The organism is Bacillus sp. FSL E2-8887 (genome assembly GCF_038007205.1).
Taxonomy (GTDB): Bacteria; Bacillota; Bacilli; order Bacillales; family Bacillaceae_G; genus Bacillus_A; species Bacillus_A mycoides.
On sequence record NZ_JBBOWS010000002.1, the window covers coordinates 224543 to 245446 of the forward strand.

The following is a 20904-nucleotide window of genomic DNA, read 5'->3' on the forward strand; positions in this document are numbered from 1 at the left end:
CACTTTAGCTCTAATTGTGATGGGTCTTTTTTCTTTTCTTTTACTTGGAGTTATGAGTATTTTTATTGCGGCAATGGGTGGAGAGAGTGGAACGGACGCAGGCGATATTACGTATACAGGTGAAGGGCAAGTCATGAATGTTTCACCCGAAGTTTTAAAATGGGAACCTACGATTCGGAAGCATGCGAAAGCCTTTGGCGTAGAACCGTTTGTCGCTTTAATGCTTGCACAAATGATGCAGGAAAGCGGAGGACGTGGCAGCGATCCGATGCAATCATCAGAGGGTGCTTTTAATACGAAATATTGTAAATCACCAAACTGTATTACAGATCCAGATTACAGTATTTGGGCTGGTGTACAGGAGTTTAAACATGCGATAGAAAGAGCCGGAGTAACGAGTCCAGGGGACATGGATCATATCAAAACAGCCCTCCAAGCGTACAACTTCGGAACAGGTTTTTTTGATTTTGTTAATTCAAATGGTGGTAAATATACAAAGGAATTAGCCATAAAATTCTCACAGGAGCAATACAAAAAAGTAGCCCACACGGGTATGTATCATTGCCTTAGACCAGAAGCCGTACCGTATCAAGCGTGTTATGGCGATATATTGTATGTTGATGCGGTTTTAAAATATTATCAGCCGGGTTCTGTTGCTTCTGGTGGAGGAGGAAATCCAGGCAGTGGAGGAAGTAGCGGTTCAAAAGTTGCCGATGTAGGTCGCCAATGGATAGGGCGTTCTACCTATGTATTTGGTGGAGGACGTAACACAAATGACATCGCAAGAGGGATTTTTGATTGTAGTAGTTTTGTACGTTGGGCATTCGAACAAGTAGGGATGTATACCAGTCCGATAGGAGCTGTAAGTACGGAAACATTAAATAAAATCGGTACAAAAGTATCAGCAAATGATATGAAACCGGGCGATGTTATTTTCTTTGATACCTACAAACATGACGGACACGTTGGCATTGTAATTGATAAAAATACTTTCATTGGATGCCAAACAAATAAAGGGGTTTCCATTGAAGATTTAAATAATCCGTATTGGCAAAAAGTCTTTTCTGGTCATGTAAGGCGATTCTAGAAAAATAGGAGTGTGAAAAAATGTTGTCGTTAAATAGATCGAAAGTATATCTGTTCTTAATGGTTATGGCTGTCAATCTAGTATTAGGTCTTGTAAGTGTAAATATTGATTTAATCGTTGCGGTTCCGTTCTTAGCACTTACGGTATTTATTGCAGTTAATGATGAAATTTTAGAGGAAGCTACAAAAGGGAAAGTAACCACATTATTTAAAAAGAAGACAGAACTAATGCTACTAATCTTGTTATGTCTTCTTTGTTTTTGTTCAGGGATTTTAATTTATAGAATCATGTAAAGGAGGAATTGATATGAAGGATAAACGGAAATTTTTATTTATTGTGTTTGTCATTTTAGTTGTAGGTGTGACAGCTTTTAATATCTATTTGAGCAAAAAATCAATGAGTGATGGCAAGGAAAAACAGTTAAAACTTTCAAATGAATTACTAACAAAACAAAATGAAGACTTAAAAAAACGACTTGATAAGGTGCTTCCTTCCGCACAAGAACAACAGAGAAGGACGTACTTATCGACAGCCGAAACGTTCATTCAATTATCATTTCACCGAGAAAAAGAAGGGTACAGTGAGCGAAAAGAAAAGGCAAAATCCATTATGAGCGAAGAACTTTTACAACAATTCTATCCCACTGACAAATACGAATTAGGAGATACGTATAAAACAAAACCAATAGAAATGAAGTTTTATTTACAAGAAAATGAACCCGATAAAGAAGAAGTAAATGTGTTAGCTGAATTTATAAATGTCACGACAGATTCAACGCAAAATCGAGAAGAAAAAGTAAACAATGTGTTGCGGATTATTATAAAAAAAGAAAAGGAAACATGGCGAGTTACAAGTGTAGAAGAGTTAAATATGAAAGTTTTATAACGAAAAAGGTGGGGTGAGAGTGTGATAGGTGCAATTGGTAAGAAAAGTGAAAGAATCAATCTAAGAAAAAATAAGTCGTGGGTCTACCTAACAATTATCAGCTTTCTATTTTTGGGTTTTTTCGCTTTTTTGACGTCTAAAATTTACATGCCAAATGATGAAAAACTATTCCATACGGAAACAAATAAAGTAGTCAAGTTATCGGGAATGGGAAAATTGATTGTAGAACAAAGGGAATACAATCCACACAAGAACTTTATACAAATTCGCTTTCGGATAGAAGGATATGAGGAAACAGGATTTACATTTAAAGCACAAGAAAAAACAAAGTCTGGTGTTCAATTACCTGTCAAAGTGTTGTATGAAGAGAACGGAAATTATGTGGTAGAAGTAAAAGAGTTATCTCCGAATTGGGGAGCGTTAGCTTTCGATATTTACAATAAAAATGGTGAAAAAGAACAAATGGATATTCGTAAATTTACGCAAGATGTTAACGAATATGAAGAAGAAAATGCAGCAACAAAAAGTCCGAATAAACTCGTTCAAACGATTTTTACCGATCAGAGAAAAATAAAAGCAACTGATGAATTATTAGCTGAAGATAAAAAAACATATGAGCTAGATTTTATAGAAAGAGACAAAAAAGATATCGAAACAAAAATCAAAAATTATGGGAAAGCAATCAAACTGGAAGAAGAAAATGCGAAGACAGTCTATGAAAAAGTAAAAGAATTAAAAGATGAAATGAAGTACCAAACTGAAGCGGAAAAAACGGAAATACAATCAAAAATAGCATCCTTAGAATCTAAAATAAAATCATCAGAAAAGAACGTTGAATTGTTTAAAGGGGAACAAAAAATTGCACGAGATAAGATAAAAAAATTAGACGAAAAGGCACAAGGAATTAATAAAAAGTGAAAAAAGATGTAGGGACATGATGGAGACATTAAGGCGAAATAAGGGGACATGAAAGGGACATTTAGAAAAAGTAACGGGACGTGGTGGAGACATTAATGATAAAGATAGGGACGTAATGGGGACATTCAACTTCTTTTCTTGTTCCCATCGTTTTGCTAGGCTCCGCCTAGCTTCACACCTTAGGTGGGAACAAAAACCCCTTATGCTCTTCTCACTATTTTTTGATCTCTACCCAGAATTACAGAAAGGAGCGGAAATTGTGAATCTAAAAATAAGAGATATAGATCCAGTTGCCTTAAAGAAAATAGATGAAATCGCAAAAAGGAAAGGAGTATCAAGACAAAAATTTTTGAAAGCTCAAATTGAAATGTTGGCATTTTTTCAGCAACAAAATAAAAGGGAAATGGAATTAGAAAATCTCATTGAAAAGAATATCCATATGATGAGTGATTGTTATAGCGCAATGGAAAAAATGAATGAGTTTATTCAAATGATGATGCAGGATGTTGAAAATGAATAATGCCGTTCCTATTCAGTCTTCCGTCACACCAGGTGTTGTTTTAAAAACGAAATTTGTGTTGCCAAGTTCGGATGCATTTCAGAACTATATTGATTATGTAGATCGGGAGGAAGCGAAAAGTGAAGTGAAGCTGAATCCGAAAATGTTCGAAACGTATCAAGACTATATGGGGAATTTAGAAAAGACATCGGCACTATTTACGGAACACGCAAATCGTTTAACAGAAAGTGAAAAAAAGTCCTTAAAGGAAATGTTTAAAACCGCTCATGAGAATGGAAGTATCATGTGGCAAGATGTCATTTCTTTTCATAATCCCTGGCTAGAGAAACAAGGAATTTATGATGAGAAAACAAAAACATTGGATGAAAAAAAGTTAATGGATGTAACACGGCTTGCAATGAAGGAAATGCAAAAAAAAGAGGGGTTGGAAAAAAGCTCTATCTGGTCGGCAGCCATTCACTTTAATACGGATAATATTCATATTCATGTAGCAACTGTTGAACCATTTCCAACGAGAGAACGTGGTAAAAGAAAACCAAAAACGTTAGATGCGATGAAGGGGAAAGTCGTAAATAATTTGTTAGATCGTAAGCAAGAGCAAAAACAAATTAATGATCTGATTCGAAACAATATGGTGGGAAGTAAAAAAGAGGATTCCGTTTTTGATTGGCGCAACCAACATTTGAAACCACTGTTTTTACGAATTTATAAACAGTTACCAAGTGATAAAAGACAGTGGCAATATAGCTACAATACAATTCAACCATTGAAGCCGGAAATTGATGAATTAAGCAGTCGATATATTCAACATCATCATAAAAAAGATTACGATCAATTTCTCAAAAAGTTAGATAAAGAAGTGCAAGTTTTTAAAGAAGCATATGGGGAAGGAAAGTATGATAAGAAGCAATATGAAAATTATAAAACGAATAAAATCAATGACCTATATAAAAGAATGGGGAACGCCTTTTTACAAGAAATGAAGGCATATGATAAAGAACAAAAGAGAATCCATCACATGAAAAAGTCAAAGCCGTTTCAAAAATTTCAACAGAATGTATCTATTCAGTATTCTATGAGGAAAGTGGAACGTGCTTTTAAAAGTGAATATGAAAGCTGGAAGAACCAAAAGTATTATGAGCGTTTGCAAAAAGAAAGTGCATACCAAAATGAGAGGGGTTATTAAATGAGTACAATTAGAAGACAGGTAACGATGGATCAAGAGACAGAGGATTATTTAAAGGATTACATGGAGGAACACGGAATTCGATATACAGGGGAAGCAATGGGAAGAATTTGCAAGGAACATGAAGCAGCCAAAAATACAGAATGGTCATTAAATTATATAACGGAAGTGGTATCGAATAACTTACACGATGTGTTAAAAAGTGAGCTAACAAAAATTCGTCTTGGTGCCAATAGTGCGGATAGAAATACGCAAATTTTAATTGAGTTATTAAATGGTTATTTCTTTTTAGAGGGCGTAGATAGCCTTATTACAACTGATAAACAAGAGATGGGAAGTGTGAAGATAGCAAAAGAAGTCGTAGCGGAACGAATTAGTCATGCGAGACAAAAACGCATAGATCATGAGGCATCAAAGAACAATGTAACGTAAGCTACATTGTTTCTTTTTATAAAAAAACAGGAGGTTATTTAGATGTTATTATTTCGTGAAGATATCGCATTAGGAGTCATTAAAGAAATTGGAGAAGATGAAATTGTGTTACTTGTAAAAGAGGAAGAACTAACAATTAAAATTACAAGAGAACAAGTGAGAGAACTGGCAATCCATGTCATGAATCAAGAAAATATGTTAGTTCCGGTTAATGTAAAAACTCATGAGCTTTTCTTTGATACAGCTGAGAGATGGAATGAAGAAGAAATGGAGGAATTGCAAAGAGCGAGTGAAAGAGTAGGAGAAGATCATGAGTAACAGTTATAAGAAAAAGTATCAAACGAAATCACCGGAAGAAAAGAAAGAAGCGGTGCAAGCTTTAACAAAAAAGATGGAAAAAAGCGTAGAAGGTTATTTTCGTACACCAGGAGATTTAAAAGAGTATTTAACGTTTATGGCAAAGTTTTATCGCTATTCACCATCTAATATTTCATTAATACAGAGTCAATTCGAGGGAGCCAGGGCAGTGGGTTCCTTTTCTTTTTGGAAAGAAAAAGGATTTCCGGTTAAGAAGGGTGAGAAAGGAATTAAAATCCTTGTTCCAAACCGAACTGTAGCAAAATTTAAAGACAAAGAAGGCACTTGGAAAACAGTAACTAAAGCAAGTGAGGAAGAGAGAAAACAAATCGAATCTAAAAGTGTAGAAGTGATACCTGGTCGCTTATATTTTGCTGTCGGTCATGTGTTTGATGTGTCCCAAACAAACGCAAAAGCGGAAGATCTCCCTCGTATTTTTCCGAATCGTTGGCTAGAAGGAAGTGTAACAGATTACAAGAGTTTGTACAGAGGAATGGAAGCCATTGCGGAAAAGAACGGTGTGAAAATTATTGCACCAAAAGCAGAGTTGGGTGTTTCAAAGGGTGTAAGTTACACCTTAACAAAAGAGGTCGCTTTGAATCCACGAAACAGTGAATTACAAAATGTAAAAACTCTTCTTCATGAACTGGCACACGCTAAACTTCATACAGCAGAAACACATATGAATTACACAGCACCAGAAAAAGAGTTTCAAGCAGAAATGACAGCTTATGCCGTTTCTTCTTATTTTGGGATTGATACAAGCGAATATTCCTTAGGGTATTTAGCAAGCTGGACACAAGGGAAAGAAATGAAAGATAAAACGAAATTATTGAAAGAAGTACATGAAACTTCGATTGAATTTATTGAAACAATTGAAAATACGTTAGAAAAGGAAAAAGAAAAAACATATGAAAAGGGAGTAGATAATATGTCAAAACAAGTGTCCGAACATGAAAAAGACAATTTTGAAATTTTAACAGGGATTCAACAAAATGCACAGCGCAATATTAATGAAAAGTTAGGATTAAATTTCGAAAGACAATGGGAAAACTACGAAATTCAATTGTCAGAAGATGGACGGATAATTGAAGGGATTTATCCTAATATGCGATTAACTGTAGGGGAAATGCATGCAATTGTTAATCAATATGGGACTGAAACAGAGAAACAAAGTATAAATAAAATTACAAAGACTTTGGAGTTTTTTCACGAAATGGATGAGTATGAATATCCGGAGTTGGTAAATAAAGAAGTATTAAAAACCCCAATTGCGAAAGTTACTTCTAACTCAAGAGGGGATATGAACGTAGAGTGCCTTTCTGGGCGTATAGAAGATAAACGTGGGTTATTTAAATTTGATAGTGCAATAAATCAAACAGTGAATCAAATCAATCATTCTATTGCAGAATCACATAAGGATATTATGACAACTAGAAATGAAGAACAGGATGAAAAAAATATTTTGTTGGTCGAATATATGAGTTTAAGTAACACGACACAAGAGCTTGTTTCCGTTGCAGAGTTAAGGGAACAAGCAGATAGGAATCGTGCGTTTGAACCTGTAGAAGGTGCAGAAAAATTGAGTGATAAAGAATTTATTGATGCATTTAACGTGGCAAATCAAGAAAAGTATGCAGCACTAAATCAAAATGAAATTAATCGTCCTACTATGTTAGTTCAATGGAGCGACAACGAAAATTTTAAGAGTAATCAACTAATCCCATTTGGAGAAGCCAATGAAAAAATGGCTGAAGTCATTTCAAGTATTGAAAAAGCAAGAGAAGAAGCTAGAGAAAGAGGTCAAACCATCCCTTACGATCAAGCTCGTTATCATATTGCCATTCCAAAAGAAGTAGATAGGGATTTTGGGAGAATGGAGCTTGTGAGTATGGATCGCATGAATATGGGTGATGGGGACTACAAAACGCCATATGAACAAGTATTAAACGAGAAAAGGTATCTATCGGATGAAGTGAAACAAGCGTTACGAGATGAAGTAGTGAATTATAGAAATAATAAAGAAATACCGATGGAGAAAACACACGAAAATACATTAGAAAGCTTGAAAGATGCACCTACTCATTTAGTTACAATTGAAGTGTTGGCGAAGGATATGCAAGATGAAGAAGTTGCAAGAATCCACATGATGGATGGCGTTACGAAAGATATTAATTATTTATCGGTATGGAACGGAGATAAAACAAATCCAGAAGATTTATATGTTTCCTTAATGGAGAAAAATGGAGAACGAGAAAATGTCTATTTGGATAATATTTTGAAGTCAAATTTATATGAAAAAGTTCAAGACTCTATTTTTGATGGAAAAGGGAATCAATCATTTGTAATTCATGAAAAGGATGCGAATATGAGCCTGGATGAAATCGTAAAAGATGAACGATATGGAATTTTAGTTGATAAGGCAGAGGAACAAAAAGATTCTTCATTTAGTGAAAAAGAAGTGGAATTGTATAAAGAAATGAAGAAAGAGGGCTATGCACCTATTGCCTCTTTAGATCAACAAATTCAGCCTTTAAAAGAAAAGGAGCCAACTACGTTAGATAAGGATTTAAGCCGAAAATTCGAGGCATACAGACGTTCACAATATGAAGAAACACCAGATAATATTGATAGTATTGTCACTCGTGTAAAAGCTGAAGAACGGTATTATACAACGAAATATGTTTCGATTGATAATGAGCTGGTAAGCCAGGAACACGTAGTAAAATTAGAAAACCAGGTGGATGAGAAGCTTGGGAAAGAAGGAATAATGGTGAATCAGTCTACAACTTCAAAGGAAATAGATGTAGGTAAAAGATTTCAGCCATTGAACGGAAAACAAACGAATCATAAAGAAAAAGACAAAGAGCCAGAGCCTGGTAATGTAGAGCAGTCGAAGGCTACAAAGAAATCGAGTAGAAAAAAAGAAACAATGGAAATGGAACGATGAAAAATTGTATAGCAGGAACACCAGATTAAATCATTTTTTGTTACTCAATTGAGAAAACGGAAAGTGATTTTTTTATATCTAGAAATGAAAGAGGGTAAAAGGAAAAGCCCTCTTTCTTGTTTATAGAACGAAAGGAGTGAATGTCATGAATGTATGGCTGTTTGCAGGCTGTATGTTCCTTGTAGCGGTCTTTTTGAACATGTTTCTATTATTTGGTCACAGAATGATAAAAAAGCGGAGAAACAAGAAATGGAAGCGTAAAACTGAAATTATAGATTAATAGGAGGTACTACTTATGGGAAAAACATTATTTATTGCAGAAAAGCCGAAAGTAGCTGTTGAATTATTAAAATCACCTAGATTTAGAAACTCACAAAAACATCCAGGAAGCAAACCATATTGTGGCTACTATGAAAATAAAAATTACATTATTAGTTGGTGCCGAGGGCATTTATTAGAATTAAAATATCCAGAGGAAATGGATGAGAGATACAAAGAGTTCAAATTTGATCACTTGCCAATTATTTTAGAGCCGGAATATAAAGCGAAATCGGATAGTCTTGAACAAATTGAAATACTGGTTAAGTTGTTAAATCGTCCCGATGTAGATCATGTGGCAAACGCTTGTGATGCGGATAAGGAAGGTGAGCTTATCTATCGTGAAATAGTTGAATATGCAGGTGTGAACAAGCGAGAATCACGCCTATTTATCTCTTCTTATGAAGCCGCAGAACTAGAGGGAGCCTTGAACCGATTAGAACCAGGAGCAGATTATGATGGGCTTGCTCAATCCGCTAAAGCCAGGCAATACCTGGATTATATTCTAGGGATTAATGTTACAAGGGGCTGTACATCAAAACTAGCTAGAAACCAATTCTTATTAGCTTCTGGTCGTGTTCAAATGTGTATCTTGAATGAAATCCGTCAAAGGGAAATTGCAATTCAGAACTATAAAGAACAAACCTACTACAATTTGAAGCTACTAACTGAAAATGGTTTATCACCGGTGATGAAAACAGAAGATCAACTGATAGATTCATCTCCACTACAAAAACTTGGAGATAGCTTGAAGGGAACTGATGTAATCGTAACGGAATTTAAAGAAAGTACGAGAAAAAAGAAACCAAAATTATTGTATAACTTAACTGACATCTACAAAGATGCTCACGCCAAGCTGAAGATAAATGCAGAAACAGCAAAAAAACATATTCAGAGTTTGTATGAAGAAGGTTTTATTACTTACCCTCGTTCTTCATCCAGGCATTTACCGACTGAGCAAGTGGAACGAGTGAAGGAAGTAATGGCAGCATTAGAAAAAAGCTCCTATGCAAATCTCGTACAACAAGTAATTCCATCTTCTATTACGAAAAAACATTCTACTTTTAATGATGAATTAGTTAGTAGTCACTTTGCCATCATCCCAACAACAAAATTATATGTCGGGACCAACCGAAATCCATTAGAAAAACAGTTATATGACTTAATTGTAAAACGATTTATCGGGAATTTTATGAAACCAGCAATCTACCTGGTGAGAGAAGTACATTTTATAGATCAAGAGGGCAACACATACAATACAAAAGAAAAGATCCTACAAGAGAAAGGGTTTCTAAGTGTGTTTCAAGAGGATATAGAAGAAGGATCAGTTGAAGCATTTCAGATACCTATTTTACGAGAAGGGGATTCTTTCAGAATCGTTCAGTATGACTTGATTGAGTCACGGACAAAGAAACCAGCTTTTCATACCGAAAGCTCCATTTTAACCTTTATGGAGACAGCAGGACGTAAATTAGATGATGAACATTTGAAAGAACTTATGAAGGGGAAACGGATTGGGACAGTCGCAACGGAAGAAACGTTTATTCCGAAACTGTTAGAGCGAAGCTATATTGATGTTACCAACAGTCAGATTCGAACCACTAATATTGGTCGTGCGTTTATAGATGCTTTTCCGGTAGATGAAATCAAAAATCCAGCTTATACGGCTGAAATGGAAGGGATGATCTACATGATCGAAAAGAAAGAAATGAAATATGAGGAATTCGTAGAGCAAACAAATACGTTTGTAAAAGACACGGTGGAACAATTAGGCGCAATGGATGATAAGGTGTCGGATAGCATTATTAATACTTGGAATCAACAAATTGAAGTGTGTAAATGCCCTTGTAGAAAAGGAAAAATCCTTCATAAAGGCAATTTTTACGGGTGCAGTACTTATCCAGAATGTGAAATCTCCTTACCGAAAAAAATTAAAGAAAAAGCGATTCCGGAAGCGCAGGCGAAAAAGCTGTTCGAAGATAAGAAAACAGATCTTTTAAAAGGATTTAAGTCCAATGAGAAAGAGTTTGCCGCTTATTTAGTGTTACATGAAGGAAAAGTAAAATTTCAGTTCCCAACACAAGAGGAGCTGTCATTTGGTAAATGTCCAAAATGTAAAAAAGGGGATATGCTTCATCGTAAAACATTTTATGGATGTACGGAGCATAAAAATGGATGTGATTTTATGTTACCAGCCAAGATGAAAGGGAAAGCAATCCCTGGTAATCAGATGAAAAAGTTAATTCAATATAAAACAACGGATTTTATCAACGGCTTTCAAGGAGAAAAGGGAGAATTTACAGCAGCTATCTATATGGAAGCGGACAGAAGTTTGAAATTCCGTTTTCCAACGACTGAAGATCGTACCATTGGTAAATGTCCATTATGTAAGAGTAGAGTTCTTGTAGGGAAGAGTAACTACTTATGTGAGAAATACAAAAAAGGCTGTGACTTCATTATTTTTGGTACATTCTCTGGTAAAAATCTAAGTAGTAACCACGTGAAAAAGTTATTAGAAAAGAATGTAACGGATCAGATTAAAGGGTTTATCTCGAACAAAAACGGGAAAAAATTTGACGCTCGTTTATCATACAGCGTACAGGAGAAGCGATTAAAATTCTTATTTGGCAAATAAAAATTGAATGTATGTAAAAGAGGACTAGGAAACGGAATAGTCCTCTTTTTTATTTCATTTTATAGAGTAAAGGGGGGATTCCGTAATGGCACGTGTCAGTACGGAGGATGCGATGAAAGCAAGAAAAGTTGACTTGATTTCATATCTGGAAGCAAAAGGAGAAACGTTTAAGAAAGAGGGAAACTATTACCGTCATACGGAACATGACAGTCTCATCGTTAAAGGGAATCAATACGCCTGGAATAGTCGAGGGGAAAAAGGATATGGAGCGATTAGCTTTGCGATGATGTACTATGAAATGACATTTCCGCAAGCTGTATTAGACATCAATAACGGGGATTACAAAGAGCTTGATCGTTCAAAAGCTGAAGAGGAACGCAAAAAAGAGCAGCAGCCTTTTAGTTATCCAAAACACTTAGAGGTGCCGAAACAAACAGAAATCAAGCAATACTTAATTGATGAGCGGAAAATAGATCCTCGCCTGGTGAACTGGCTGATTAAAAAGGATCTTATCGTCCAGGATAAGAAAAATAATGTCGTGTTCAAATGGAGAGAAGAAGGTGGCAAAGGGCAAATAATTGGAATGAACCGTCAAGGCACTGTAAAAATGGAGAATAAAAGAGGCAGCTTTAAACAAATCGTCCCGAATTATGAAAAAATCAATGCAGGTTTTACGGTTGATGTGGGTAAGCCGGATAAGATCTATTTTTATGAAGATCCAATCGACATGTTATCTCATTGGAGCATTAAACAAAATAATATCCAAAACGCTCGCCTGGTTTCTATGCATGGATTAAAGTCAAAAACAGTGATTCAATCTTTAATGGATGCGAAAAAAGAAGGGCACGATATTAAAGAGGTCATAATGGCAGTTGATAATGATAAGGCTGGGAAAGAATTCATTCAGACAATGAAATGCTTTGTAGATCTTAAAGAGGATATTCCAACGAATGAAAAAGATTGGAACGATGTCCGGAAGAAACAAGTGAGTGAGCAACAGGCAAAAGAAACAGCCCAACCAAAGAAAGTAAAACCAATTAAAGAGGTGGAGAGAAGTGTCTAATCTACCAGAAATGCCAAACATATTACAAATTTTGATGTATGGTTTTATCCTTTATGTTCTTTTCCGTATTTGTAAATTTATGTACCGAAAGTTTCGGGAGCGAAGAATACTGAAGCGAATAGCTAAGTCCGGTATTCGCTATATAGACAAAATGGATGGACGTCAATTCGAAGTGTATCTGAAGGCTCTCTTTCGAGAACTTGGGTACTCACCGATGGTTACAAAGCAGTCAAATGATTTCGGAGCGGATCTGGTATTGAAGGGGAAAAATCGTATTGTAATCCAGGCGAAACGCTACGGGATGAAAAATAGAGTCGGCATCAGTGCCGTACAAGAGATATATGCAGCACAAGCCTATTACAAAGCACATGAGGGCTGGGTTGTAACAAACAGTGTATATACAAGACAAGCAAAGGAATTAGCGGAAGCTTGTAATGTAAAACTAATAGATCGTGTAGAACTTCAGAAATTGATTAATAAAATTAATCCCGAATATTCGGCTGAAGTTGTATATCAAGGGGTAACACCTGCAGAACGGAAATGTCCAACATGTAAACATGATTTAGTCATTCGAAATTCGAATAAAACAGGAAATAAGTTTTTTGGCTGTTCTCAATATCCCACATGTACACATACAGAACCAATTAATACATGAGCTGTGATGAAAATCCGGCTCTTTTTCATTTGTTTAAAGAATACATGAGAAAAATCAGTTTAACACAAAAATGACTCTTCAGATTTGATTGTATGAGATTTTTAATTAGTTGTTAATATAATAAGTCGTATTTGTCATAAAAACGTATGTAAAGGGAGAAACGGACTTTAAATGCGTTTTTAGGTTTTTTAGGAAAAATAAAAAGGGTAGCCATTATTTACGACTTAACCCTTTGTCTACAATCTGACGAATTGCTTCGTTTCGATTCTTCAGCTTATTTTCATGCCAATAATTTTCTATTTGTTCTACTTGTTCTTTTGTAAAAGTAACTAAAATTTGAGTGTACTTATCTTTATTAACAGCCATATTAAAACCTCCTCTATAAAAAATATTATAAGTTATATAACTTATATTAACAACTAGAAAAATGAGTAATAGAATGGTTATATAAGTTATATAACTTTATTGAGGAGGTTATTACATGGAACGGAAAGTTAAAAAGATGATGGCTGATCTTCAATTTATTATGAATCATGGTCAAATCAGTGTAGATTTTATGGATCAAGGATATAAAAGAATGCTTTTTAGTGCATTAGAAGCTACGGGAAAACAGTTTAATGTGCATACCAATGAACATAATGAAACAACCTTGTTCTTAGAGTTAGTTTAGTAAATTTACGCAATGAGGAGCTGTTAATAGTGGAGCAGTTAACTATTTTTGACGTAATGGATGAAACTAAAAATAAGCTTTATGAGGTATTAGAGAACAATGGATTAACTTATAAAATTCATAAATACTATTTATATTCGAATTATGAGGGAGCTGTTCAATATTACTATATAAGAACAACTGATAATACAATTATTGATTTGTGTATCTCTGATTTTCCAGAAATCTTCGCTGTCCATGAAGGGTTTAGCGATAAACAAATTTGAAAGATTTACAACTGGAACTTATAAGCTATATAAATAACAAATTAAATTATTGGAGGAATGAAAAATGAAAATTGGTGTATCTGAGTGGAAAGCATTGAAAAAAGAGACAAAGTTAAATCTATTGCGCTATGCGATGTTAGAAAGTAAGTATAAGTATGCAAAATAAAAGCTCTTCATTTGCAAAAGCAAACAAAGAGCAAAGTCATGAGTGACCGTCGAGGAAAGAAATTGGCACATTTCTTTCCTCTTTATTTTAACATATAAAAACATGTAGAGAAAAGGGGCGTGTAGAATGGAAGAAGGTCATATTTCCTTTCAGCAAAGGGTTAAAGAAGTACTTATTATGATCGTTAGTTTTTGGATCATTATGTTTCTCATGTATGGTGAAAGCCTGTTACAATAGTAAAGAATAACTTGGGTACAAATTGATAATGAAATGGGGAAATATGCTAGATGAAAGCAACCGGAGTAACTAGAAAAATAGATGAATTAGGGCGTGTAGTAATTCCAAAGGAACTTAGAAATACGCTTGGTATAAAAGAAAAATCACCATTAGAGATTTTTGTAGAAGGGGAAGACATCATTTTACAGAAGTATCAGCCTGGTCATGTTTGTGCATTAACAGGAGAAGTGTCAAATCGTAATATAGCATTAGCAAATGGCAAGATAACATTAAGTCTAGAAGGTGCAGAACTATTACTAAAAGAAGTAGAACAATATCTTGTAAAATAAGTGCTCCTTTCAAGGGGCTTTTTTGTAAGGGGAATAAATAATTTCACGTACCGTAATGTTTAATAAAAAACAAACTACATAAACAATAGTCTACATTTAATTTTGTGCCTAATTAATCCGCTTAATGAATTCCGTCTCGTCTGTTTTGGATACTATTTTATGTGAAATGGAGATATTATTTTTATTTCGTATAGATTTCTTGCGAAATATGTACCTAGAGCATATTTCGATTTAAATGTGATACGATAGTGATATATTCGTTTTGCTAGTAAAAGGGGATGAGTGTCGATGAAAAACCACATAAAAGTAAATGGAAAAATCCTTCAAACAAATAAAAAATGGTCACATCTCAAGCAAAGACAAAGACAACATATTTCTAATTGGTTACGTAGAGAATATACACAGTTTGTAAAAACACATTATAGAAAACCTAAAAAGTATGAACATGATGAGATTCTTCATGAAGTGATGAATCAAATACAGGAACGTGAAATTTGGATTCCTAATGGTGAAGTAAAAAGATATTATCTAAGCAAAATAGGAAAATGGTTTAGAAAAATAGAAAGTGAATGGGAATCACAAATATCCAACAGTGAAAAGCAGCAGGTATTAGAAGAAAAGTAAATACAAACAAACCAGGGGGCGCATTTTATGTTTAATTTACAAGAAGATATGTATGAACAATTAAAAGAGAAAAAAGAGGCAGTTACAGTATTTTTAAAGAATGGCGTTCCAGTACGTGGGAAGATCCTTGCAATGGATAAATTCACCGTTCTTATGATAGTTCATGGTAAGCAACAACTAGTCTACAAGCAAGCTATTTCCACAATTCTTAAGTAATTCTTATTCCTTTTTTCGAGGGAAGAGGAACAAACAAACAAAAAAGAAGATTGAGATCAATCTTCTTTAGAAAAGGGAACAGATGACAGATTACTACTCCAACTCGTAATCAATTATAAATAAGCGCACATAAATATTCAATACGTTCTGAATTTTCTCAATGTATTTGTCTTATTTTTAAATTATAATAGGCGTACCGCCCGCATTTTAACAAAAATATACGCTAAGCACAGCATTTAATCTCAAAAAGGGGTCTCGCCAACATAACGCTAATTTCGTACGCTAAGGAATTTTTAAGTTGAAAAACTTGGTTTTACCATACGTTAACAAAGTACCATAAACGACATTTAATGTTTGTTATGGTACTTTGTTTTTGATAATGAGTTTTGGAACTGGTTTTTGACTGTATTTCTTTCAGTTATATTAGAATTAAATAGAGTTCCTTAAACGATCGTTTTCGGTTCTTATTATACAATCCTTGTAACATCAGTGGTTGTAGCCTTAGCGTACAGAATTTGCGATTGGTGCTATCCCATAATGAAAAAAGCCTTAATATTTAAGGCTTTAAGAAATCACTTCGCTATCAACTCAAAGGCCTACTTTTATAGAAATATATTAGGCTTTTATATACTACTTATTAACCGATTCATCAGTTTTATTATAAACATATTTGGCTTCTCCAAAAAGACCATCTGTGTCCCATTCTCCACCATAATACGCATGCTTCCTAGGTGAACCATTGTTCGTATACTTGGATATAATTTCAGTTTATAGTCATAAACTGAAACCATAAAAAGATAAATATATCCCCCCGATTAAAAGTGCCGCAGCAACGATTAATATTATTACTCCATCCGGACTATTAAGAATTTCTTTTATATGTTTTTTTGCTATTTGCTTAGTTTCTCCACTTGAAAAGAGATAAACAATGGAATGGAGAATTAGTAAGAAAAATGCCGTAATTAACTCTATCATGGCTTATGTACCTCCTAATATATGTACCTTTAATTAAACAATAATTGCCTTATACATTATATCAGCTAGGGTACATGAAAGTATAACGAATTATTTGTATAATTTATTTTATTAATCGATATGTTAAAAAAAGACACTGAATAATTCCTTAGCGTACGAAATTCGCGAAATGTTGGTGCTACCCCATGCCCATCAAGCTAATATTTTAGAGTACCCCCAAAACGAAAAAAATGAACTTAATTCTCATAAATAAATAATAGAGAGAAAAATCCGTTTTAGTTTATTTCAAAACCTTAGGTCGATGGATGTGTGGTGCTATTCTCTATAATAAGAAGTATAATTTCATTAGAATTTTACCATTCTTTTTATTCCTCACTTAATATTTTCACCAGAACTGAAAAAGCTGTCCCAATAGGGATGTTATTCAACAAACCTTTAGGACAGCTTCATTTTGAAATCTTAATCTTTTTTTGGAAGAACAATTCCTTTATATAATTGAACTGTAATGAAGTAGTAAATCACGTAAATAACTACAAAAATAACGATTGGAAGCCATACACGGTAGTACGGATTAATTAAGAAATACGAAAACATATTCATACCAACTAATACGTGGACAATACCAACCATTGCTGGAAATAAGAATACTAAGAATAACTCTTTATAGATTGACATCGTTAATAATTCACGGCGAACACCGATTTTACGAAGCATTTGATAACGTGTAATATCGTTGGATGCCCCAGATAGAACTTTAAACATTAAACAACTTGCCATCATCGCTAGGAAAGCAATGCCTAAGAAGAACCCCATAAATACAGTTCCACTTGAGATACCGTAAATTACAGAATACCCAGAGTACTTACTGAATAAATTCAACTCATCTTTTACATTGTTATATTTAGCTAGTTGTAACTCGTCAAGTTTTTTCCATTCTTTTGTATGTGTTACAAAATCATCAGATTCCCCAATTAATACCATACCTTCTTCACCTTGTAGGCTATCATACATTTTTTGATTTACAATTTTAATGGTATGATCAGGGTGAACATACTCAGGTTCAATTGTACGGAATCCCTCATTCCACATTTGTGGCATCTCTTTTACATCAGGCCCTTGTTCTACATTTGTTCCTGAAATCGCTCCTATTGGAAGCTCTTCAGAAATACGTTTGAATTTACCTGCACTTTCTTGTCCTTCGCCGTCTCGTACAAGCGGGCGATTTTTATCTAAGTCTTCTTTTAAATAGTAAACAAATTTATCATCTGTTTTGTAACGATATTCATTTTTCTCTTTAAATATAATACCATCTAAAATTTTCTTCTCTTCTTTGTTTGGATTATGAATCACTACATCATAATGATTAAAACTGTTTACTGAAAGCATAACGTTATTTTTAAACGCCATACCGCCAGCGATCGCTCCAGCCCCCAGAGCTACTAACATTGTGACTGTTGCTAGTACTTTAGTTAGGCTATTAATACGGAAGTTTAACTGTGCAAAAGTAAAGGCATTCAGTCCTTTTTCACTACGTTTTTTATTACCCTTTAATTTTTTAATAATGAGCGGTAGGAATGTTCCAAATAACATGTAAGTTCCTGATGTTACTGTGATTAAAGCGATAATAATTCCATTTTGCTTTAACTTATCCATGTAAATCATAGAAGCATAGCCAATTGCTAACAAAATAATTGCTAGGACTGCAATAACAACTGTTTTCGCTCCTCCTACAGATGTACGTTCTGTCTTAGAACCTGCATGAACAAGTTGCAGGACGGAAATACGTGATAGTTTAAAACTATTCATAATCGCGGAAAAAACAAATAATACAAAAAAGAAAAGACAAGTAACATTTACTGATGGAATATAAAGTGCTTGATAACCACTGGCAGTAAAATCAAGCTGTTTCATCAGTAACTGACCAACACCTTGTGAAAGGCCTATACCCATCGTAATCCCGATTACAAGAGATGCGATCCCTAATACAACTGTTTCAATAAACATAAGCATTGTCACCTTATGTTTTTTTGCGCCTAACATCATATACATACCGAACTCTTTTTGACGGAGCGATAATAAGAAAGAATTCGCATATAAAATATAGAAGAAGGTAATAATCGCAAGTAAGACTGAACCTGCATAAAAGACGAAAACAATAGGGCCAAGTGTAGAACTTTCTTTAAGAAAAGATTCATTCAGTGCTAGCGTTTGGAACATATAAAAAATAGAAATCGACATGATAAGGCCAACAAGTAAGACAATATAATCTTTAAGCTTACTTGTTAGACCTGACATAGATAGTTTGAATAACATGGTTTCACCTCCGTTTTTATGCTGTTTGTGTACCTAAGTCTGCCAGTACATTTAAAATTTCTTTATAGAATATTTCACGATCAGTTGTACGATGAAGTTCCTTATATAGCTCTCCGTCTTGAATGAATAAAATACGTTGACAGTAACTCGCACTAAATGGATCATGTGTAACCATCATAATAGAAACATCTTGTTCTTCATTTAAGCTTGTCATTGCATCTAATAGACTTGTTGCATTTTTAGAATCAAGCGCTCCTGTTGGCTCGTCTCCTAAAATAATCGCTGGCTCATGTACAAGCGCACGCGCTGCTGCTGAACGCTGTTTTTGTCCACCAGATACTTCAGATGGATATTTTTGAAGGATTGCTGAAATCCCTAACATCTCCGCTACCTTTTCTACTTTTGGTCCAATTTTACGTGATGGAACACCTTGAAGTGAAAGTGGTAGAGCAATGTTTTCATAAATTGATAGGTTTTCTAACAAGTTAAAGTCTTGGAAGATGAATCCTAATTTTTGAGAACGGAAATCAGAAAGTTCTCCTTGCTTCATTTTTGTAATATCCGTACCTGCAATTTCAACTGTACCGCCCGTTGCGTTATCTAATGTTGAAATTACATTTAATAACGTTGTTTTTCCTGAACCCGATGGTCCCATAATTCCAACAAATTCACCCTCTCGAATTGAAAATGAAACACCTTTTAATGCATGCGATTGGTTCTCCCCCTTTTTACCGTATACTTTTTGAACATTTTTAACATCTACAACTGGTTTGTTCATAATCTTATCCTCCTACGCTTTGTTTGTTCCTTCGTCATTTTGCTCTACTTCGACATAATCCGCTATCAATTAACATTACATTCACCTTACATTTTTGTAATATACTAAAAATCATCCGAAATAATTTGAATTCCATCCCTTTCTGTAGTCAACATTGAGGGTTAAGAATTTTTTATTATTTGGGTCGAACTAGTTTTTGCATGAATAGTAGTGTATCCACACTATCTAATGGACATCATTGTATGTATCATTTCTTCATTATTTGCAGAAAAAGGTACAGCACGCTGTGTCTTTTTCATCGATATTATTTTTGATTTCCACTTAATTTTTTTCAATATATTTTCTGGAATATCTTCTTTCTTAATAACCGTCACATCATGCATTCTTGTATCGCTGCCTTTTTTCACTGCTTTGATATATGTCCCAATTGGAAAATTTTGACCAGAACTAAAGCCTAAGTCAATTTTGTTTAAATCTTTATCATATCCAATTAAATCATAACCATAATGTTCTACATTTTCAGGTGCATTAGAATCTCGTTGTGCATCTTCTTTGACTACACCATACACGTCTGTTTTACTTGCAAAAGGACTATAACGATCCCATTGTCCACAACCAGCTAATCCAATACTAAATAAAACAGTTAAAATTAATAAACAAAAACTTTTTTACTCCTTCTTTGTCTGTTTTTCAGTGCTATGTTAATATAACATCTATACAAAGAATCTACTCTTACAACAAGTGCAGTCTAACCTTACATTTTTGTAAGATTGTCGAAAGGTTTATCGATAGTGACAAAATGGATTTCCCTGTATTTTATTAGTGAAATAACAAATATTATGTCATGAGGTGATACATATGAATGGAAATAGATTATTAGCTGCTTTTTCATACTGGAGTGTTCTATTTGCACCTATTTTGTTCCCAATTATTGTTTGGATTATTGGAGAACCTGAAACAAAAAAGCACGCTAAACGTGCTTTGTGGACACATATTATTCCTAGTATTGCTACTTTTATAGCACTTATTGTGTTAGGAATTATGGGAACCGGTTCCCAAGAGCCAGATGTAACACTGGGTATTGGGGCAATTATCGCAGTATGTATTTGTAGTATTATTAGTTTATACTTCTTTATTTGGAATATTGTAAAAGGTATTAAAGTGATTAAATCATAAAAAAAGAACGGTAAAACAATCAGGGATAACGAGTCAAGGAATCGGTTCCAAAACAACTTTTTATTACTTGCTCACTGTAATGATTCAGAAATATATTGCTAGTATTGTGATGAATGGTAAACGTCATAGCGTTGTGACAGTAGCGATA

Annotated in this window: 24 protein-coding genes; 19 read left to right on the forward strand and 5 right to left on the reverse strand. The window is 34.3% G+C overall.

Annotated features, from left to right (window positions below):
- Positions 1–19: 19 nt before the first annotated feature.
- The 13 genes from NSQ08_RS28410 to NSQ08_RS28470 all read left to right on the forward strand — a co-directional run bounded on the left by NSQ08_RS28410 (position 20) and on the right by NSQ08_RS28470 (position 13006).
- Positions 20–1087, forward strand: coding sequence for a bifunctional lytic transglycosylase/C40 family peptidase (locus tag NSQ08_RS28410; protein ID WP_340780553.1), 1068 nt, complete (start codon positions 20–22; stop codon positions 1085–1087).
- Positions 1088–1107: 20 nt separating this feature from the next.
- Complete coding sequence (locus NSQ08_RS28415) at positions 1108–1380, forward strand: hypothetical protein (protein WP_340780491.1); 273 nt, start codon at positions 1108–1110, stop codon at positions 1378–1380.
- A gap of 13 nt (positions 1381–1393) precedes the next feature.
- The gene (locus NSQ08_RS28420; protein WP_340780492.1) at positions 1394–1972 is read left to right on the forward strand and encodes a MerR family transcriptional regulator; all 579 of its coding nucleotides are present in this window, start codon (positions 1394–1396) and stop codon (positions 1970–1972) included.
- A gap of 21 nt (positions 1973–1993) precedes the next feature.
- A complete protein-coding gene (locus NSQ08_RS28425) occupies positions 1994–2890 on the forward strand; it encodes a hypothetical protein (RefSeq protein WP_340780493.1) in 897 nt (298 codons plus the stop codon).
- A 259-nt stretch (positions 2891–3149) separates the two neighbouring features.
- The gene (locus NSQ08_RS28430) at positions 3150–3410 is read left to right on the forward strand and encodes a hypothetical protein (RefSeq protein ID WP_002094785.1); all 261 of its coding nucleotides are present in this window, start codon (positions 3150–3152) and stop codon (positions 3408–3410) included.
- Entirely contained in the window at positions 3403–4596 is a 1194-nt protein-coding gene (gene mobP2 / locus NSQ08_RS28435) for a MobP2 family relaxase (protein WP_340780494.1), read from the forward strand. Before NSQ08_RS28430 ends, mobP2 begins: the two co-directional genes overlap by 8 nt.
- Complete coding sequence (locus NSQ08_RS28440) at positions 4597–5028, forward strand: hypothetical protein (RefSeq protein WP_078178727.1); 432 nt, start codon at positions 4597–4599, stop codon at positions 5026–5028. It begins immediately after the preceding gene.
- A gap of 42 nt (positions 5029–5070) precedes the next feature.
- A complete protein-coding gene (locus NSQ08_RS28445) occupies positions 5071–5346 on the forward strand; it encodes a hypothetical protein (protein ID WP_016093911.1) in 276 nt (91 codons plus the stop codon).
- Positions 5339–8335, forward strand: coding sequence for an LPD25 domain-containing protein (locus tag NSQ08_RS28450; RefSeq protein WP_340780495.1), 2997 nt, complete (start codon positions 5339–5341; stop codon positions 8333–8335). The genes NSQ08_RS28445 and NSQ08_RS28450 overlap by 8 nt, the downstream gene beginning before the upstream one ends.
- A gap of 145 nt (positions 8336–8480) precedes the next feature.
- The gene (locus tag NSQ08_RS28455) at positions 8481–8615 is read left to right on the forward strand and encodes a hypothetical protein (RefSeq protein ID WP_256487075.1); all 135 of its coding nucleotides are present in this window, start codon (positions 8481–8483) and stop codon (positions 8613–8615) included.
- 15 nt (positions 8616–8630) lie between these two features.
- Complete coding sequence (locus NSQ08_RS28460) at positions 8631–11288, forward strand: type IA DNA topoisomerase (RefSeq protein WP_340780496.1); 2658 nt, start codon at positions 8631–8633, stop codon at positions 11286–11288.
- Between the two features lie 85 nt (positions 11289–11373).
- On the forward strand, positions 11374–12351 hold the full coding sequence (locus tag NSQ08_RS28465; RefSeq protein ID WP_340780497.1) for a DUF3991 and TOPRIM domain-containing protein: 978 nt from the start codon (positions 11374–11376) through the stop codon (positions 12349–12351).
- The gene (locus tag NSQ08_RS28470; RefSeq protein ID WP_340780498.1) at positions 12344–13006 is read left to right on the forward strand and encodes a restriction endonuclease; all 663 of its coding nucleotides are present in this window, start codon (positions 12344–12346) and stop codon (positions 13004–13006) included. Before NSQ08_RS28465 ends, NSQ08_RS28470 begins: the two co-directional genes overlap by 8 nt.
- Positions 13007–13219: 213 nt before the next feature.
- Here the strand turns inward: NSQ08_RS28470 and NSQ08_RS28475 are convergent, their stop codons facing one another.
- Complete coding sequence (locus tag NSQ08_RS28475; protein ID WP_000290205.1) at positions 13220–13372, reverse strand: hypothetical protein; 153 nt, start codon at positions 13370–13372, stop codon at positions 13220–13222.
- A gap of 115 nt (positions 13373–13487) precedes the next feature.
- Between NSQ08_RS28475 and NSQ08_RS28480 the strand changes: the two genes are divergently transcribed.
- The 5 genes from NSQ08_RS28480 to hfq all read left to right on the forward strand — a co-directional run bounded on the left by NSQ08_RS28480 (position 13488) and on the right by hfq (position 15514).
- Complete coding sequence (locus NSQ08_RS28480) at positions 13488–13676, forward strand: hypothetical protein (RefSeq protein ID WP_002204218.1); 189 nt, start codon at positions 13488–13490, stop codon at positions 13674–13676.
- A 26-nt stretch (positions 13677–13702) separates the two neighbouring features.
- Positions 13703–13942, forward strand: coding sequence for a hypothetical protein (locus tag NSQ08_RS28485; protein WP_340780554.1), 240 nt, complete (start codon positions 13703–13705; stop codon positions 13940–13942).
- A 453-nt stretch (positions 13943–14395) separates the two neighbouring features.
- Positions 14396–14674: an AbrB/MazE/SpoVT family DNA-binding domain-containing protein gene (locus tag NSQ08_RS28490; protein WP_002193623.1), complete on the forward strand. Its 279-nt coding sequence runs from the start codon at positions 14396–14398 to the stop codon at positions 14672–14674.
- 288 nt (positions 14675–14962) lie between these two features.
- Positions 14963–15298, forward strand: a complete 336-nt coding sequence (locus tag NSQ08_RS28495; RefSeq protein ID WP_002130394.1) for a hypothetical protein — start codon at positions 14963–14965, stop codon at positions 15296–15298.
- Between the two features lie 27 nt (positions 15299–15325).
- The gene (hfq, locus tag NSQ08_RS28500; RefSeq protein WP_340780499.1) at positions 15326–15514 is read left to right on the forward strand and encodes an RNA chaperone Hfq; all 189 of its coding nucleotides are present in this window, start codon (positions 15326–15328) and stop codon (positions 15512–15514) included.
- 774 nt (positions 15515–16288) lie between these two features.
- Here hfq and NSQ08_RS28505 read toward each other — a convergent pair.
- The 4 genes from NSQ08_RS28505 to NSQ08_RS28520 form a co-directional block, all read right to left on the reverse strand.
- Complete coding sequence (locus tag NSQ08_RS28505; protein WP_002016954.1) at positions 16289–16489, reverse strand: hypothetical protein; 201 nt, start codon at positions 16487–16489, stop codon at positions 16289–16291.
- 459 nt (positions 16490–16948) lie between these two features.
- The gene (locus NSQ08_RS28510) at positions 16949–18802 is read right to left on the reverse strand and encodes an ABC transporter permease (RefSeq protein WP_340780500.1); all 1854 of its coding nucleotides are present in this window, start codon (positions 18800–18802) and stop codon (positions 16949–16951) included.
- 16 nt (positions 18803–18818) lie between these two features.
- On the reverse strand, positions 18819–19580 hold the full coding sequence (locus NSQ08_RS28515; protein ID WP_340780501.1) for an ABC transporter ATP-binding protein: 762 nt from the start codon (positions 19578–19580) through the stop codon (positions 18819–18821).
- A gap of 221 nt (positions 19581–19801) precedes the next feature.
- Positions 19802–20149 carry a hypothetical protein gene (locus NSQ08_RS28520; RefSeq protein WP_445662203.1) on the reverse strand — a complete coding sequence of 116 codons (348 nt, stop codon included), beginning with the start codon at positions 20147–20149 and terminating at the stop codon, positions 19802–19804.
- 289 nt (positions 20150–20438) lie between these two features.
- Here NSQ08_RS28520 and NSQ08_RS28525 point away from each other — a divergent pair, with 289 nt between their 5' ends.
- Positions 20439–20756, forward strand: coding sequence for a DUF4870 domain-containing protein (locus NSQ08_RS28525; protein ID WP_340780502.1), 318 nt, complete (start codon positions 20439–20441; stop codon positions 20754–20756).
- Positions 20757–20904 lie beyond the last annotated feature (148 nt).

What these genes read in the sequence shown, in the direction of transcription:
- NSQ08_RS28505 (WP_002016954.1), bottom strand. Translation starts at nt 16,489, where the DNA reads ATGATAGAGTTAATTACGGCATTTTTCTTACTAATTCTCCATTCCATT.
- NSQ08_RS28480 (WP_002204218.1), top strand. Translation starts at nt 13,488, where the DNA reads ATGGAACGGAAAGTTAAAAAGATGATGGCTGATCTTCAATTTATTATG.
- NSQ08_RS28450 (WP_340780495.1), top strand. Translation starts at nt 5,339, where the DNA reads ATGAGTAACAGTTATAAGAAAAAGTATCAAACGAAATCACCGGAAGAA.
- NSQ08_RS28455 (WP_256487075.1), top strand. Translation starts at nt 8,481, where the DNA reads ATGAATGTATGGCTGTTTGCAGGCTGTATGTTCCTTGTAGCGGTCTTT.
- NSQ08_RS28510 (WP_340780500.1), bottom strand. Translation starts at nt 18,802, where the DNA reads ATGTTATTCAAACTATCTATGTCAGGTCTAACAAGTAAGCTTAAAGAT.
- NSQ08_RS28490 (WP_002193623.1), top strand. Translation starts at nt 14,396, where the DNA reads ATGAAAGCAACCGGAGTAACTAGAAAAATAGATGAATTAGGGCGTGTA.
- NSQ08_RS28410 (WP_340780553.1), top strand. Translation starts at nt 20, where the DNA reads ATGGGTCTTTTTTCTTTTCTTTTACTTGGAGTTATGAGTATTTTTATT.
- NSQ08_RS28420 (WP_340780492.1), top strand. Translation starts at nt 1,394, where the DNA reads ATGAAGGATAAACGGAAATTTTTATTTATTGTGTTTGTCATTTTAGTT.
- mobP2 (WP_340780494.1), top strand. Translation starts at nt 3,403, where the DNA reads ATGAATAATGCCGTTCCTATTCAGTCTTCCGTCACACCAGGTGTTGTT.
- NSQ08_RS28515 (WP_340780501.1), bottom strand. Translation starts at nt 19,580, where the DNA reads ATGAACAAACCAGTTGTAGATGTTAAAAATGTTCAAAAAGTATACGGT.
- NSQ08_RS28525 (WP_340780502.1), top strand. Translation starts at nt 20,439, where the DNA reads ATGAATGGAAATAGATTATTAGCTGCTTTTTCATACTGGAGTGTTCTA.
- NSQ08_RS28460 (WP_340780496.1), top strand. Translation starts at nt 8,631, where the DNA reads ATGGGAAAAACATTATTTATTGCAGAAAAGCCGAAAGTAGCTGTTGAA.
- NSQ08_RS28495 (WP_002130394.1), top strand. Translation starts at nt 14,963, where the DNA reads ATGAAAAACCACATAAAAGTAAATGGAAAAATCCTTCAAACAAATAAA.
- NSQ08_RS28445 (WP_016093911.1), top strand. Translation starts at nt 5,071, where the DNA reads ATGTTATTATTTCGTGAAGATATCGCATTAGGAGTCATTAAAGAAATT.
- hfq (WP_340780499.1), top strand. Translation starts at nt 15,326, where the DNA reads ATGTTTAATTTACAAGAAGATATGTATGAACAATTAAAAGAGAAAAAA.
- NSQ08_RS28415 (WP_340780491.1), top strand. Translation starts at nt 1,108, where the DNA reads ATGTTGTCGTTAAATAGATCGAAAGTATATCTGTTCTTAATGGTTATG.
- NSQ08_RS28475 (WP_000290205.1), bottom strand. Translation starts at nt 13,372, where the DNA reads ATGGCTGTTAATAAAGATAAGTACACTCAAATTTTAGTTACTTTTACA.
- NSQ08_RS28465 (WP_340780497.1), top strand. Translation starts at nt 11,374, where the DNA reads ATGGCACGTGTCAGTACGGAGGATGCGATGAAAGCAAGAAAAGTTGAC.
- NSQ08_RS28440 (WP_078178727.1), top strand. Translation starts at nt 4,597, where the DNA reads ATGAGTACAATTAGAAGACAGGTAACGATGGATCAAGAGACAGAGGAT.